The sequence below is a fragment of the Streptomyces mirabilis genome (assembly GCF_039503195.1).
In the GTDB taxonomy this organism is placed as follows: Bacteria; Actinomycetota; Actinomycetes; order Streptomycetales; family Streptomycetaceae; genus Streptomyces; species Streptomyces mirabilis_D.
In genome coordinates, this window is record NZ_JBCJKP010000001.1 from 235,124 (window position 1) to 248,828 (window position 13,705).

General features: G+C 67.6%; 12 protein-coding genes and 1 pseudogene. 4 read left to right on the top strand and 9 right to left on the bottom strand.

Annotated features, from left to right (window positions below):
* The first annotated feature begins 234 nt into the window (after positions 1–234).
* Entirely contained in the window at positions 235–531 is a 297-nt protein-coding gene (locus AAFF41_RS01255) for a hypothetical protein (RefSeq protein ID WP_343323266.1), read from the top strand.
* Between the two features lie 259 nt (positions 532–790).
* On the opposite strand, the gene AAFF41_RS01260 is transcribed toward AAFF41_RS01255, so the two are convergent.
* From AAFF41_RS01260 to AAFF41_RS01280, 5 genes and pseudogenes are all read right to left on the bottom strand, one after another.
* Positions 791–1,066 (bottom strand): hypothetical protein, encoded by a 276-nt coding sequence (locus AAFF41_RS01260; RefSeq protein WP_343323267.1) that lies wholly within the window; start codon positions 1,064–1,066, stop codon positions 791–793.
* Positions 1,067–1,812: 746 nt separating this feature from the next.
* Positions 1,813–2,356, bottom strand: a pseudogene (locus AAFF41_RS01265) (GNAT family N-acetyltransferase).
* A 494-nt stretch (positions 2,357–2,850) separates the two neighbouring features.
* Positions 2,851–3,546, bottom strand: coding sequence for an SDR family oxidoreductase (locus tag AAFF41_RS01270; RefSeq protein WP_319752842.1), 696 nt, complete (start codon positions 3,544–3,546; stop codon positions 2,851–2,853).
* Between the two features lie 88 nt (positions 3,547–3,634).
* Positions 3,635–5,212, bottom strand: coding sequence for an aldehyde dehydrogenase (NADP(+)) (locus AAFF41_RS01275; RefSeq protein WP_319752841.1), 1,578 nt, complete (start codon positions 5,210–5,212; stop codon positions 3,635–3,637).
* A 1-nt stretch (position 5,213) separates the two neighbouring features.
* Positions 5,214–5,843: a cysteine hydrolase family protein gene (locus AAFF41_RS01280; RefSeq protein WP_343323268.1), complete on the bottom strand. Its 630-nt coding sequence runs from the start codon at positions 5,841–5,843 to the stop codon at positions 5,214–5,216.
* A gap of 445 nt (positions 5,844–6,288) precedes the next feature.
* Between AAFF41_RS01280 and AAFF41_RS01285 the strand changes: the two genes are divergently transcribed.
* On the top strand, positions 6,289–6,735 hold the full coding sequence (locus AAFF41_RS01285) for a lipocalin-like domain-containing protein (RefSeq protein WP_343323269.1): 447 nt from the start codon (positions 6,289–6,291) through the stop codon (positions 6,733–6,735).
* Between the two features lie 998 nt (positions 6,736–7,733).
* On the opposite strand, the gene AAFF41_RS01290 is transcribed toward AAFF41_RS01285, so the two are convergent.
* From AAFF41_RS01290 to AAFF41_RS01300, 3 genes are all read right to left on the bottom strand, one after another.
* Entirely contained in the window at positions 7,734–8,039 is a 306-nt protein-coding gene (locus AAFF41_RS01290; protein ID WP_319752838.1) for a hypothetical protein, read from the bottom strand.
* A 519-nt stretch (positions 8,040–8,558) separates the two neighbouring features.
* Positions 8,559–9,182, bottom strand: a complete 624-nt coding sequence (locus tag AAFF41_RS01295; protein ID WP_343323270.1) for an NADPH-dependent F420 reductase — start codon at positions 9,180–9,182, stop codon at positions 8,559–8,561.
* Between the two features lie 32 nt (positions 9,183–9,214).
* Positions 9,215–9,949 (bottom strand): SDR family NAD(P)-dependent oxidoreductase, encoded by a 735-nt coding sequence (locus tag AAFF41_RS01300; RefSeq protein WP_343323271.1) that lies wholly within the window; start codon positions 9,947–9,949, stop codon positions 9,215–9,217.
* A 144-nt stretch (positions 9,950–10,093) separates the two neighbouring features.
* Between AAFF41_RS01300 and AAFF41_RS01305 the strand changes: the two genes are divergently transcribed.
* The gene (locus AAFF41_RS01305; protein WP_319752835.1) at positions 10,094–10,705 is read left to right on the top strand and encodes a TetR/AcrR family transcriptional regulator; all 612 of its coding nucleotides are present in this window, start codon (positions 10,094–10,096) and stop codon (positions 10,703–10,705) included.
* Positions 10,706–11,595: 890 nt separating this feature from the next.
* Here the strand turns inward: AAFF41_RS01305 and AAFF41_RS01310 are convergent.
* The gene (locus tag AAFF41_RS01310; RefSeq protein ID WP_343323272.1) at positions 11,596–12,198 is read right to left on the bottom strand and encodes a ScbR family autoregulator-binding transcription factor; all 603 of its coding nucleotides are present in this window, start codon (positions 12,196–12,198) and stop codon (positions 11,596–11,598) included.
* Between the two features lie 395 nt (positions 12,199–12,593).
* Here AAFF41_RS01310 and AAFF41_RS01315 point away from each other — a divergent pair, with 395 nt between their 5' ends.
* Positions 12,594–13,304, top strand: coding sequence for an HAD family hydrolase (locus AAFF41_RS01315; RefSeq protein ID WP_343323273.1), 711 nt, complete (start codon positions 12,594–12,596; stop codon positions 13,302–13,304).
* The last annotated feature ends 401 nt before the right edge of the window (positions 13,305–13,705 follow it).

A 13,705-nucleotide genomic window follows, 5' to 3' on the forward strand; every position in this document is an offset into this window, starting at 1 on the left:
CTGTCGCGGCAGAGGCTTCAGGCGCCGTCCGGGTAGTTTCAAGGCTGCCTGCGAGCAGTCCGTCGGGAAGCACTGGCCGGCGTAGCCGTCTCGGTCGGCGCGGCAGAGCGCGAAACTCCAGGTGTGCGGGAGGCCGGTGAAGCGCAGGGCACAGCGGCAGTCGTTCACTGTCCTGCAACTCGCCGGACACACAGGCGATTTAGGCCAGGAATCGAAGGTGGGTCCGGGCCGTCTGTGGCGAGCACTCGGCAACTCGGGCGTTCAGCCGCCGGCGCAGGTGTGCTGCATGGACTCGGGCGGGCTCTCCAGTACGGCATCCGCATCTCCGACCGGCCCTCACTGTTCATGATCGAGAACTCGGGGAGGGGCGCCGCGGTGGTGGTTTCAGTGGACGAGGAGACGTGCGGTGTGCTGCAGCGGATCACCCCCTCGGCGAAGGAGCAGGTGAGGAAGGTATCGGGACAGGATCGTGCCAAGCCGGCAGCCAGTGGGGCGGCCAGCGCAGCGATCGTGCGCGGACTGGCGGTGTGAGCGCCGTCGGCACGTGGCGTAGGCAGCTCACCGGGCTTGAAGTGAACCAGCCGGGATGACCTGATCGGGCACATGGACGCCTGGACGATCCAGTGCCACGAATGCGTGCGCGCCTTCCGCCGGCTCCGCCAGGGCACTGCGCTCAAGCACATGGCCCACCACTCCACGAACTCGCGCAGAACGGGCAGCCGACAGTTCGCGGTGTGTCCCGCCGACGTGGATACCTGCCGGTCGGGCGATGTCCGGGCTGCGGCCGCCTTCAGAGCTCACGGCGCTCACTGTGGTCGTGCCCGGGGTGCTCGTAGTGATACCGACGGCCGGAGTCGCCGCCGTTGCCGTGCTCGAAGAGTGCCAGCTGATCAGCGATCCAGGGTGAGTAGCGGGCGTCGGCGGTGCTGACGGCGACGATGGCCCCGTGGTGACCACTGGGCGCAAACACGACGGCCGAGGCGGAACCCTCGGCGGCCAGAACGGTCCCGCCGACAACCGCGATCGAAGCACCCATGGTCGCTATGCGCCGTATGAGTTTGTTCATGATCTTTTCTCCTTGAGTTGCCCAAGGTTTTCTCGAGCCCTGGGCTGTCGACTGTGTTTTGGTGGCCAAGCCCGAATGCGATTCAGCGATGCAGCAACGGAACCCGAGCCCGCCTCTTGATGTGCGTCCGGCCCCGGCCAGGAGGGCCTTCGCGACTCTCGGCCACCCCACTCGTGGAGCTCGACCCGGCAACAAATTACCTGGTGCACGAGGAAAGCGTGAGCGTTTAAAGTGTGACAAAGTAAACGCCCGAACCTGCAGCAGGTCGAGCTCTGCCCCCACGCCACCGACACCGGGAGCAGGGGCGGGACGGGGCACTTACTGGGGCCCTGTCAAAAGCTGTTGATCACGTGGCTGTCGGCTTGCTACTCATCGGCGTGGCCGTGGGTAGAGGCAGTCGCGGGCGTGAATCGTGTTGGATGAACTGTGGACACTGAATCGAGCCATTGCTTCGCCCCGGCCCGAAACAGGTGGAAGAGCAGTTGCGGCCAGGGGACCCAGGCAGGGTGCGGGATGTTCTTCGCTGCAGGCCAGGCCGGGGCCCAGTAGAAGTAGCTTCGGCAGGAGCCGGGCTTCACAGGGCGGCTCACAAAGGCCCAAGAGGTTCCCAGCCCGGTCGAGCGGGAGCGTCCGGGCGGCAGGCACCATGGCCGTCTCCACCTGGTGAAATGGTGGCGAGTCTCGACAGCGCTGGGCCCGCGCCAGCAACGCTGTCCAGTTTGCGAATTCGGCTGTCGAGCGCGAGCTCAATCGGACGGCGCGACCGGGGACCGCAGGCCGAGCCATTGCTCGGCGTCCCAGGCATGGAACCTCTCTACCCGGTGAACCCCGGCTTTGCCGCGAGGCGCATCGAGCCGACGTTGGCGGTCTGGGTGGTGAGCCCCACCGGCTCGCCGGGAAGGACGCCGTCGAACAGTCGAGTGCCGCCGCGCACGCCTCGGCGGCGTACCCGAAGCCCCACGCTCGCGGCAGGAAAAGGTAGCCGAGATCGACTTCCCCGCTGCAGCTGGGCGACGGTGCCCCGTTGCTCTCCTGAGCAGGATCTGGCCGATCATCGCCCCGTCGAGATCAGCAACGAAACTCCCGGGCCACCGCTCGGGCGCCCCGGGCATGTCGCGCTCAAGCTCGCCTCGTGGCCGGGGCCGCCGAGTTAGGTGTGCACCTCTGGCGATGCCAGCAGCTCGATGAACACCGCACGGTCTCGGGCCTCGGGCTCACGGAGCACGAGCCTCTCGGTCCTGATAGGGGCAGTGGCCATGCGACGGGCCCAAGATCAGACCTGCCGGTCAGCCAATCAACAAGCTCGGTACCGATCAAGACGCGAGGACCTATCAACGCACCGGCCCGCGCCCCACCCTCACTAACGGGACCGGGCCTTACAAGCCTCGCCTGCCGGAACGGGATGCCTCCCAATCTGCTCGGCGATGGCACGTCGCGGCCTGCGTACCAAAGAATCAAGGACACCTGCCGATCGTCTCGAAGCCCGATTGCCGCACCGGACCTGGACCCGGGTGCGCCCTCAGCGCTCGCACGAAGACGGAGCCGTCTCGACGCGGCTGAGCGCCGACCCTCGGCGCAATGTGCACCGTCGAACCACCACCGCACCGTACGGCGAGCGCTACGTTGCGTTCCAGCGGCCCGCTACGCGATCTTGAGGGAAATGAAGCAGCAGTGCAGGATCCCGGCGGACCAGGACAAAGACCGGTCTGCTTCAGATTCACTGGGCTACCGAGACGGCTTCATCAGCGTGATCACTGCGGGCGCCGCTGGTGCGTGCGTCATCCTCACCGGGCCGGGTAGAGCGTGGCGATGTCGTTCGGCAGTGCGGCCTTGATCTGACGACTGAACTCGTCAACGAGCACTTCTTCTTCGCCGGAGAGGAGTGCTTTGATCGCGGCTCGTGCGACCTCCTCTGTGCTGATCTTGGGCTGGTCGACACGGGCAGACAGGTCGGTGTCGACATAGCCGACGTGCACACCAAGCACGCGGGTTCCCTGTGAGCGCAGGGCGAGCCGCATCGCGTTGGACAGCGACCACTGCGCTGCCTTGCTCGCCGCATAACCGGGTGCCTGCTCCAAAGCCAGCCAGGAGGCAGCGGACAGCATGTTGATGACGGCACCGCCGTCGTTGCGGGCCAGCGCCGGCGCGAACGCCTGGGTCACAGCCCATGTGCCGAAGTAATTGACCTCCATCTCGCGCCTGGCGTCGTCGAGTGACGCGGTGAGCACCGGTGCAGCGAAAGCGGTTCCGGCGTTGTTGACCAGGAGCGAGAGGTCGCCGACGGCCTCGGCCGCCTTGGTGATGGAGGCCGGGTCGGTGACGTCCATCTGGATCGGCACCACTCCCGGGTCTGTGATCAGTTCGGGGCGGCGGGCCGCGGCATAGACCGTGGCGCCGTGCTCGGCAAGCTCACGGGCGAACGCCCTGCCGATCCCCCGGTTGGCGCCCGTAACCAAGGCGGTCTTGTCGTGAATCCGCATGCTTCTTTCCTGTCCGTTCGGTTGTTTGCAGGCCGAGGTCCGGCCTGCGCGGTGCAGTCCCCTGTGTGACAAGCCTTGCGGGCGTCCGTCAGTCGTGGGTCATGCGCCCGTCGATCAGCCGCCACAGCCCCAGGGGGTTGCGCGTGGCCAGTGCGTCGGGCAGCAGTGCGTCGGGGAAGCCTTGGTAAGTGACGGGCCGCAGGAAGCGGTCGATCGAGCTCATGCCGACCGAGGTGAAGCGACTGTCCGTGGTGGCCGGGTACGGGCCGCCGTGGATGGTGGCGTGGCCGACTTCCTGGGGATGGGCGAAGGCGTTGACCACGATGCGGCCGGTGCGGCGCTCCAGGATGGGCAGCAGCCGTGCGGCGTCGTCGTAGTCGGGCTCGTCGATGTGCATCGTGGCCGAGAGCTGACCGCGGAAGCTTCGCGCCACCTCGAGGAGCTGGTCTATTCCGCTGAGGCGGACCAGGAGTGCGGCCGGTCCGAAGACCTCCTCGGCCAGTGCGGGGCTGGCGAGGAAACGGTTCCCGTCGACCTCGAGCAGCTGAGAGCGGCCCTCCCAGGCGCCCTGGGGCTCCGGGCCCTGCGTGAGTGTCGTGGCACCGAGGTCGTGCAGGCGCTGTGTGTTGCGGGCGTAGGCGTCGTGGATGCCTGGCGTGAGCATGGTGCGCGCTTCCATCGCGCTCACTCGTGTGGCGGCCGCCTCGCGCATCTCGGCGTAGCCCGGGCCGTCGACGGCGAGCAGGATGGCCGGCTTCAGGCAGGCCTGGCCGACGTTGACGAGCATGCGCTCGGCGAAGCCGTCGCCGACCTGGTCCCCGCGCGCCGCCAGCGCGGCGGGCAGGACAAAGGTCGGGTTGACGCTGGTCATCTCGGCGAAGACCGGGATGGGGTCGGGGCGCAGCTGTGCCCGCCGGTACAGCGCCATACCGCCGCCCTCGGAACCGGTGAAGGTCACCGCCTTGATCAGCGGATGGTCGACCAGGGCCTCTCCGATCTCGTTGCCCGCTCCGCGCACCAGGGAGAACACTCCTTCGTGCAGTCCGCAGTCGGCAGCGGCGCTCTGGATGGCTCGTCCCATCAGTTCCGATGCGCCCGGATGGGCGTTGTGCGCCTTGACGACGACCGGGCAGCCCGCCGCCAGTGCGGAGGCGGTGTCGCCGCCGGCGACGGAGTAGGAGATGGGGAAGTTGCTCGCCCCGAAGACGGCGACCGGGCCGACCGCGATCTTCTGCATGCGGTGGTCCATGCGCGGCCGCGGTTGCCGTTCCGGCTGGGCGGGGTCGATGGTGGCTCCGTGGAAGCGGCCTGCGCGGACAACGTCGGCGAACTGCCGGAACTGGCCGGCCGCCTTGGCTGCTTCGGCCCGGAGCTGCGCGACGGGCAGACCGGTTTCCAGTGCCGCGCGCTCGGCCAGTTCCTCGTTGATGCCGTCCAGCCGCTCCGCGATCAGATCCAGGAAGGCAGCACGCTCGTGCGGGCTGATGCGGTTGTAGCTGTCGAAGGCCTCGTCGGCCAGTCGGGCGGCACGGTCGACCTCGGCCGGACCGCCGAGCGCGAAGCCGGGTTCGATCGGCCGGCCCGTGGCGGGGTTGAGGGCCTTCATCGTGCCCTGGGATGCCGACGTGGACGACGAGCCGATCAGCATGTCTCCGGTCAGTGCCATCTCAGTGCTTTCCTTCCGCAAGAGCCTGCAGGAGTTCCTGGGTGCTGGTGATGGTGTGGGCGTAGGTGGGGCCGTTGAGCTCGTGGGCGGCGTGCATCATCTCGGGCTTGAAGGCGGCGGTGGCGTCGCGGACGAGGGTGACGTGGTAGCCGAGTTCCATGGCGTAACGGCTGGTGGATTCGATGCAGGTGTTGGCGAGCAGGCCGATGACGATGACGTGGGTGATACCGCGCTGCTTGAGCTGGAAGTCCAGGTCGGTGTTGGCGAAGCCGCTCTGGGCCCAGTGTTCGTGGATGACGGTGTCGCCTTCAGCGGGCTGGAAGTCGGGATGGAACTGACCGCCCCAGGTGCCCTGCGCGAAGGTGTGGCGCTGCTGGACGAGCCGCTGGGTGGGGTTCGGATGGTCCCAGTCCTCGTAGTCGCCTTCCTGCCAGCGGCGGTGCGGGACGAAGAAGATCTGCAGGTGTTCCCGGCGGCCGGCGGCGACGACAGCGCGCAGGTTGTCCAGCAGTCCGACGTCGGTGGCCACGCGCTTGAGCGCAGGCCAGAGCTTGCCTCCCTCGGAAAGGAAGTCGTTGTAGGGGTCGACCAGCAAAACCGCGGTGCGGCTGGAGTCGTAGGTGTCGGTCACGGTGTTTCTTCCTCACTCTGGAAGATGAGTATCATCCAGACACAGGATGTTGGACGTCATCCTGAAGGTCAAGGAGAGGTGGGGCCTTTATGGGCAAATGTTCGTGTTGGCCGTAAGTCATATCGCTCGGGCCGCTCCCACCTCTGGGTATGCCTGCGGAAGGCCTGCCAACAGGGGCATGCCACGGACCGAAGGACGCTCAGTTTCACGGGCCCCGACACAGTCGCCGCTCCCGCCGCACGGGCGACCTGCCGCAAGCACACCTGCGGCGAGCGACCCCACAGCGCTTCGAGTCCAGGCCACGGCCGCGCGGCCATCGGACGGCGCCCCCGAGGTTCCGAGTGACCCGTCGCCTTGCTTCGCAGAGCAGCCACGGTTCCCCAGGACGCGAACAGAACAAGCCCCAAAGACTTCTCGGCTGCGTCAGATGCCAGTAAGGAACGACATGACTCCCGAAGAACTCCGCAGCGCCCTGGTCGGCGCGTGGCGTCTTGTTTCGTACGAGGCCACCGACATCGACGGCGGCGACGTCATCGAGCCTTTCGGCCCGCGACCCCAGGGGCTCATCCTCTACACCCCCAGCGGCCACATGTCGGCCCAGATCATGCATCCCGAACGCCCCCACTTCCGGCAGGGGCGGCTCGAGGAAGGACTGCCCCAGGAACTGGCCGCTGCGACCCTCGGCTACCTGGCCTACGGAGGGACCTACGAGGTCCCCACGAGTGACCGCGTGGTCCACCACGTAGAACTCAGCCTGTTTCCCAACTGGGTGGGCACCACCCTGACCAGGGTTGCCGACTGGGACGGCGAAAGACTCCGGCTGATCCTGCCCGAGCCCGCCATGATCTGGGGCGCACGCCGCAATGGCATCCTCACCTGGAAACGCACCTGATCTCCCGACCCTCGAGTTCGGCGCACCACGTGAGCGGGTGCGGATTCCCCGACGCGGGCAAAGACCCACGCAGTGATGTCTCCACCGAAACAGAGCACCCGACGCACTCACCCAGCTCCGAGCCACGGGACGGCCACGCCGTCATCACGCTGTCGATCACGGGCAGGCGATCCTTCCCCACCCCGCCCGAGGCCGACCCTGGTGGACTCCTGCCCGCGAGCCCTACTACGAGTGGCACCGCACCCATACCTACAAAGCCACTCCCCCGTCCTCGCCATCCCACCCGGCAGGCCGCGGCAGATCCGGGGCGTGCGTGCGGCCAGGCCAAGTGCGTTTGATGCAGGCCCCGTCACCGCGACGGAGCACCCCGCGGGGCCGTGACCGTAGGCACATACAGGGGGCTGCCGCGTCTGCCTCCCGCAGCAGGTGTCACCCGAGCGACCTGCAGCGCGGAGGCCCCGCCGACGCGCCGCTACCCGCAGGCTGCCCGGATCCCCCGAGGCAGCGCACCCCGCCCCCGCCCCTCCCTTCTTCCCTTACTTGTGTATGTGAGGTGGGTGCAGGGGGTTGCTGAGGGGGATGTCAGGCCCCCGACCACGGAAGAATCGTGGGATGACCAGCGGTGATGCGAGCAGCGAATTCTGGTGAGGGCAGCCGAAGCCGAAAGAGCTGTAGTAAGAGCTGGCGCATCCCTTGGTGCAGGAGACGTATACCGGCTGGCTCATCAACACGCGGATGTCGTTTGGTCGGGCGCAGACGGATGGCTGCGACCGGCCGGGAGTTCGGTGGCGACAAGGCGGCTCGCGCAGGAGTCCGTAGGTTCTTCCGTTCAAGCGCCGAAACAGCCCACCACGCCGCCCACTACTGCATCTGCCTGGCCACCCTCTCGAACAGGCGATCCCCGCGCATACGACAACAGCCGGGTCGGTCCTGACGGCGTTGCATGGGAGGCGAGTTGAGCTTCGTTCGCCGTCCCGGGGCGGCCTCGGCGGTCTTCCTCAGGCGCCAGTGGCTGCTTCGGCGCATACCTTGTGGGAGGGCTCGCCCTGGTCGTCGAGGAGGTTGGTCGGCTTGGAGCAGTGCCGGCAAGGCTGGGGCTCGAAGGACCAGTGTGCGGAGGAGCTCCAGTCCAACAGTCGTGGAGGCACGTGCTGGGCGGACGCCGGCGGGACAGTGGCCGGCCAGCAGGTGGGCCGTCGTCGGCTCGCGCCGGCGGGGCCGTCCTCCTGACTGTCGGGGAGAGGCGGGAGGTTGGTGTTGTCGTGACGGTGGTCCTCGAGCCGGTCGCGGTCGGTACTGGTCACCCAGAACCCCCCGCTTGGCACACCGACCGAGCCGACTACGCCCGCCGCCACGACACCCACTGGACCCGCAGCAACAACCTGCCTGCTCACGTCATCGCCAGGACCGGCGTGATGCCGTGTCCCGGTAGGCGGCGAAGCCGCGTGAGCAGGACGCGCAGGTGTCCCGGGTCGGGACGCGTGAGCCGATCTGCATCAATCCCAAGGTCACAGCCATGCGGCGCGTGATCCGCCCGGAGAACTATCGGTGCTCGCAGTGGGTCGTCCAGCTGGCGCACGCCACCGGGCTACGGCCTTGACGAACAGCCAGACCCAAACGTGCGTGACCAGGCTGCTCGCCGAGTTCACCGACGGCTGCCCGGCGGCCCGGGGGCTGGAGGCGGCCGAAGCACGGCTGGACGGAGCGGTCATCGACCTGACGGAGTGATCTTCGCCTTCGAGAAGGACGTGCAGGACGGCTACCCCGCCGACTCGCCACGGCCTCACGTGGCGAGTCCTTTCGGTGATCCGTCAACCGTTAACTCAGACGGGAAGTTCGGTGATGCTGAGGGCGAAGTCCAAGTTCCCCACCCCGTGGTTGGCGAGGCCCACCGTGACCACGCCCGCTCCTTCCAGCCAGTGCGCCATTTTCAGGCCGCCGACGTCCAGCGGGCGCAGCCCGAGGGTCTCGATGAACGCCTCCACACTTGCCTTGGCCTGCGCATTATCGCCAGCGATGAAGACGTCGGGCCGACCCTTCTCCAGGACATGGCGGAAGATGGTGTTGAACGCCTTCACCACGCTGGCGCTTGCCGGGGCGGCCTTGGCGACTTCCTGCGCGATCGAGGTCTCCTCGCGATGGGCTAGCCCGTCGAACGTGGAGTTGAAGGGATTGCTGATGTCGACGATGACCTTGCCCGCGAGAGCGTCTCCGTACCGGGCGACGACCGGCACGACGCCGTCGTACAGCAGGGCCACGATGACGATGTCCCCGGCCGGGGCGGTGCCCCATTCTCCCGTCGTGGCGCCGCCGCCGAGAGCCTTGGCCAGGTCAGCGGCCTTGGAGTGATCGCGGCCCATGACCTCGACGGTGTTGCCGCCCGCTATCGCCCGCGCGGCGATGGTGCGGGCCATGTTCCCGGTGCCGATGATGCTGATGTTGCTCATGAGATGTCCTGCCCTGGTTGTGGTTGTTCGGTCTAGATGGCGGTGGTGCCGCCGTCGGCGATGAGTTCCATGCCGTTGACGTAGCTGGAGTCGTCGGAGGCGAGGAAGAGGGCGACCGTGGCGATTTCGTCGGGGCGGCCCATCTGGCCGCGGGGGATGAGGGACTCGAACTGGCGCTTGGTGGCCTCGTCGAAGAGTTCTTCCTGCTTGGCGGTGGCGACCTGACCGGGAGTCAGGACGTTGACGCGGATGCGGCGGTCCTTGAGCTCGTTGAGCCAGACGCGGGCCCAGGCCTGCTGGACGGCCTTGCTGCCGGCGTAGACGCTCCAGCCGGGGAAGGCGCCGAGGGAGGCGTTGGAGCCGGTCATGAGGATGGAACCGCCGTCGTTGAAGAGCGGGAGGGCCTTCTGGACGGTGAACAGGGTGCCGCGGGCGTTGAGGTGGAACGCGGCGTCGAAGTGGGCCTCGGTGATCTCGCCGAGCGGGGCGGGCTCGCCCCCTCCGGCGCTGGCCCACAGCACGTCGAGGCTTCCCTTCTCCCGCTTGACGGTGTCGTACAGGCGGTCCAGGTCATCCAGGTCGGCGGCGTCGCCCTGGACGCCGGTGACGTTGCGGCCGATCTGCTTCACGGCCTCGTCCAGGGCGTCCTGGCGGCGGCCGGTGATGAAGACGTGCGCTCCCTCGTCGACGAACAGCTTCGCGCCAGCCAGCGCCATGCCGGTGGTGCCGCCCGTGATGACCGCGACCTTGCCGTCAAGCTTTCCCATAGTCGTTCCCTTGAGTCGGTGGTGCCGTGTGTACCTGGGGCGACGGAGTTATGTATACCGCCCTGTGTGCTTACGGTACGGGGCAGGCGGGCGAGACGCAAACTATGTACACCGGTCGTTACCTAGCTGCGGTACGATGGAGCCATGACGGAGTTGGAGAAGGGCCCCACGGGCCGCCGCCGCGGCCGGGGCGCCCGCGAGCGCATCATCAGCGCGTCCCAGCAACTGTTCCGCGAGCAGGGCATCAACCGCACCGGCATGGACCAGCTTTGCGCGGCGGCCCAGGTGTCCAAGCGCACGGCCTACCAGCACTTCGCCGGCAAGGACGAACTCGTCGCCGAGTACCTGCGCCGGTTCGACCCCTCCGTTCTGTCCGGCGTGTTCGACCGCACCGACCTCACGCCCCGCGAACGGCTCCTCGCCGCCTTCGACGTCCCCCCCACCACTCCCCTGTGCCCCTACATTGCCGCCGCCGTCGAACTTCACGACCCCCAGCACCCCGCGTCCCAGTACGCGCGCGACTACAAGGAAGCCGTCGCCGCGCGGCTCGCCGACACCGCCCGCGAAGCCGGCGCCGCCGACCCTGAACAGCTCGGCGAGCAGCTCGCGTTGCTCATCGACGGCGCCGCGGCCCGCACCCGGGTCCTCAACGCCGACGCCTTCCCCACCGCCGCCGCCATCGCCGCCGTCCTCATCGACAACGCCATCCCCGCCACAGCCAGCGATGACCGGCGACGGGAGGAAGTGTCGAGTTAACGGGGCACATCGCGGCCGGGCTGGACGCGCTACCGGTCACGCGGCTGCACCGGCCGGCACGCGATACCGGCCGCCCGGCACCTGGCATTGCCGGCTTTTACGGAACTGGCCGCCCCGCCCGCCTGTTGAAGGCCGCAGCAGAAGCCGCCGGGGAATGGCGGCCCTCGAAGGTTGCAGGAGTTCGAGGCCGTCGTCTCGGCCCAGGGCGCTGACGCGCCGCCGGTTCGAACGGACGGCTGATCACATACATCCGTACGCGGTGGCGCATGAAGAACTCGTACGCAGCTGGCAGAGGTGGAGACTTGCCACCCCCCTCATCCACTCCACCGCGGTGCTCTCCCGCGGGGCAGCACGGCCTTGACTTCTGGACCGAGCCAGCTGAACCGTTCACGCTGATCATCAGTGAGCGGCCCATCTCGGCCACGCCAGCCCGAAACGAAGGCCAACAGGCGGGCAGCCAACACGTCCGGCTGGAACCCGCCGTCGGGTTTTCGGCCGGTTCTTGTCCCCGGTGCGCCGGCGGGTGCGGATGAGAGTGCCGTCGAGCAGCACGACGACGCCACCCTTGCGGGCGATTTTCTTCAGCGCGGTCCGCGTCCATGTCCGGCTCGCGCTGCGGAACCAGCAGCATCCCGCCCGCTCCCAGCGTGCTGGTCACCTGCTCCAGCTCCGCATCCATGGCCGGATCGTCCACACAAGCCGTCCCTCACGCCGTGAACTCCCCATTTCCCACCGACCGTAGGCGCCACAGACCGTCACGGCGCACGTTTCCGACAAACCAGCCCCACGGCAGACGATCACCTGCTACCGATCACACACCCGACCAGCACGAGCAACCTCAATCCCACCCACACCAACCCCATGACCAGCAACTTCAAGATGAAATGGCCTCACTGGGAATCCTCTCGCACAGGCTGTGACTGGAGGGACGGCAGAGTCAGGTGCCACCAGTCGGTCAGGCGCTCGGTGACGACGGCCGTCCCTTCGAGCGCCTCGGTAAGGGCGCACAGCCCGAAGAACGCGCGCACCAAGGCCCGGGCCGTGCGAGCGGGGCGGAGATGCGCGTTCAGGTGGCCGGTGAGCCGGGCCTGCGCGAGCAGTCGCGTGGCGGCGGCGGACCACAGCGCGAATGGATGGGGAAGGGAAGCGTTGATGGTGGCGCGCTCGGCCCACAAGCGGGCGCCGGCCCGCGTCACCGGGTCCTCGGCGAGGGCATGGGCGATGTCGTAGCTGAGAGCGACGAGCCGCTCGAGAGGGGGGACCGAATCGTCCGCGTAGCGTGCGGCGAGCTGCGACCAGGTGGCGAACCGGCTCTGGACGACGGCTACTGCGATGCCCTCCTTGCCTTCGTAGTGGAAGTAGATGGCGCCGCTGGTCCGGCCTGATCGGGCGCTTATGCCGTTGACGCTGGTGGCCGCGTACCCCTGTTCGGCGAAGAGCTGGGCAGCCGCTTCCAGCAGTGATCTGCGGGTTTCCTTCGCCCGTTCCTGCAACGTCCCGTCCGCCCTCGCTGGGTTGTTCCGTCGGTCACGAATTTAGTGCGCCAGCGTACGCCTGGAGTACAAGCGGTCACACGCATGCGGTAATTACATATTTCTTCCGAAAGGAAGTGCGGGCGAGTGATAAGGAGCACGGTTCGCCCCAGGTGTCGGACGGTCCCGTGGCATGTGTCAACTCCCTGTTGCAACAGCGGTTTTGACGGTCCCGATCGCCGATCGCCTGCTGTCCCGGCCGCACGGCCATACGTCAGGATCCCGGAGCAGTCGAGTCACTAAATAGGGTCATTGCCTGATTTATCAGTCTGAAATAACGTAGCGTCATTATCTTTCTGCTTCCTATGGATAGGCGGAAAGCCGCACTTCATGCGTACGACCGCATAGGAGCCCCTGTGACCACCACGCCCCACGGCCTGCTCGCCTGGTCGCTCGAAGCCGTCGTCTTCGACTGTGACGGCACACTGATGGACAGCGAACGCCACTGGCAGGAAGCCCGAAGCCGGGCCTTCCGGGAGTACGGACTCCAGCCACCTCCCGGATTCGCGGAACAAGCCACGGGTCTGCACTACGAGGACTGTGGCCGGCTGATGGCGCGGACAGTGAACAAGCCCGAACTGGCGGAAGACCTGACGGCCGCGCTTCTCGACCACTTCCTGGCCCTGGTCACCGACGACCCGGTGACCATGCCGGGCGCAGTCCAGCTCGTCCGGCTGCTCTCCGGCCGGCTGCCCCTGGCCGTCGCCAGCAACTGCCCGAGGGTGGTGGTGGAAGGCAGCCTGGAACGGGCCGGGCTGCGCGCGCACTTCCAGCACATCGTCGTCCCGGACACCGGGGACGGCGTGCGCCCCAAGCCGCACCCGGACACCTATGCCGTGGCGGCCCGGCTCTGCGGTGTCCGCCCGCACCGAGCCCTGGCCATCGAGGACTCCCTGACGGGTGTGGAAGCGGCCCACCGCGCTGGACTGCGGGTTCTTGGCGTCGGCCCCAGGCCGCAGGGCGACGGCGCCACTCGGGCCGACCTATGGTTACCGGCGCTGCATGCCCCCGAACTGCTGACCTGGGCCCAATCCTCCGGTACTCCGAAGCCGTTGCCGGAATCCTAGTGCGCTGCTGGATGAGGACAACAATGCCCCCGTCGGCGACTCCAGCGAGCCGTTCCGCACCGCCGAAGGCGTCCATGCCCCCTCCGCCGCAGGCGATGAACTCCGCTCCCGGCAACGGGCCCATTCCGGGCATGCTGACGATCACAGTGACTACACCACCTTGTTCGGTCCGCATCTCCGCAGAACTGGGACAAGCCCGTGCAGTCAAGACCGACCGGCTTCATCACAGGGTGCTGTACCCCAGTGAGGCCATTTCATCTTGAAGTTGCTGGTCACGGGGTTGGTGTGGGTGGGATTGAGGTTGCTCGTGCTGGTCGGGTGTGTGATCGGTAGCAGGTGATCGTCTGCCGTGGGGCTGGTTTGTCGGAAACGTGCGCCGTGACGGTCTGTGGCGCCTACGG

Excerpts from the sequence above, each read along its gene's own strand:
- AAFF41_RS01260 (WP_343323267.1), bottom strand. The coding sequence starts at position 1,066 with ATGAACAAACTCATACGGCGCATAGCGACCATGGGTGCTTCGATCGCG.
- AAFF41_RS01300 (WP_343323271.1), bottom strand. The coding sequence starts at position 9,949 with ATGGGAAAGCTTGACGGCAAGGTCGCGGTCATCACGGGCGGCACCACC.
- AAFF41_RS01295 (WP_343323270.1), bottom strand. The coding sequence starts at position 9,182 with ATGAGCAACATCAGCATCATCGGCACCGGGAACATGGCCCGCACCATC.
- AAFF41_RS01275 (WP_319752841.1), bottom strand. The coding sequence starts at position 5,212 with ATGGCACTGACCGGAGACATGCTGATCGGCTCGTCGTCCACGTCGGCA.
- AAFF41_RS01270 (WP_319752842.1), bottom strand. The coding sequence starts at position 3,546 with ATGCGGATTCACGACAAGACCGCCTTGGTTACGGGCGCCAACCGGGGG.
- AAFF41_RS01285 (WP_343323269.1), top strand. The coding sequence starts at position 6,289 with ATGACTCCCGAAGAACTCCGCAGCGCCCTGGTCGGCGCGTGGCGTCTT.
- AAFF41_RS01305 (WP_319752835.1), top strand. The coding sequence starts at position 10,094 with ATGACGGAGTTGGAGAAGGGCCCCACGGGCCGCCGCCGCGGCCGGGGC.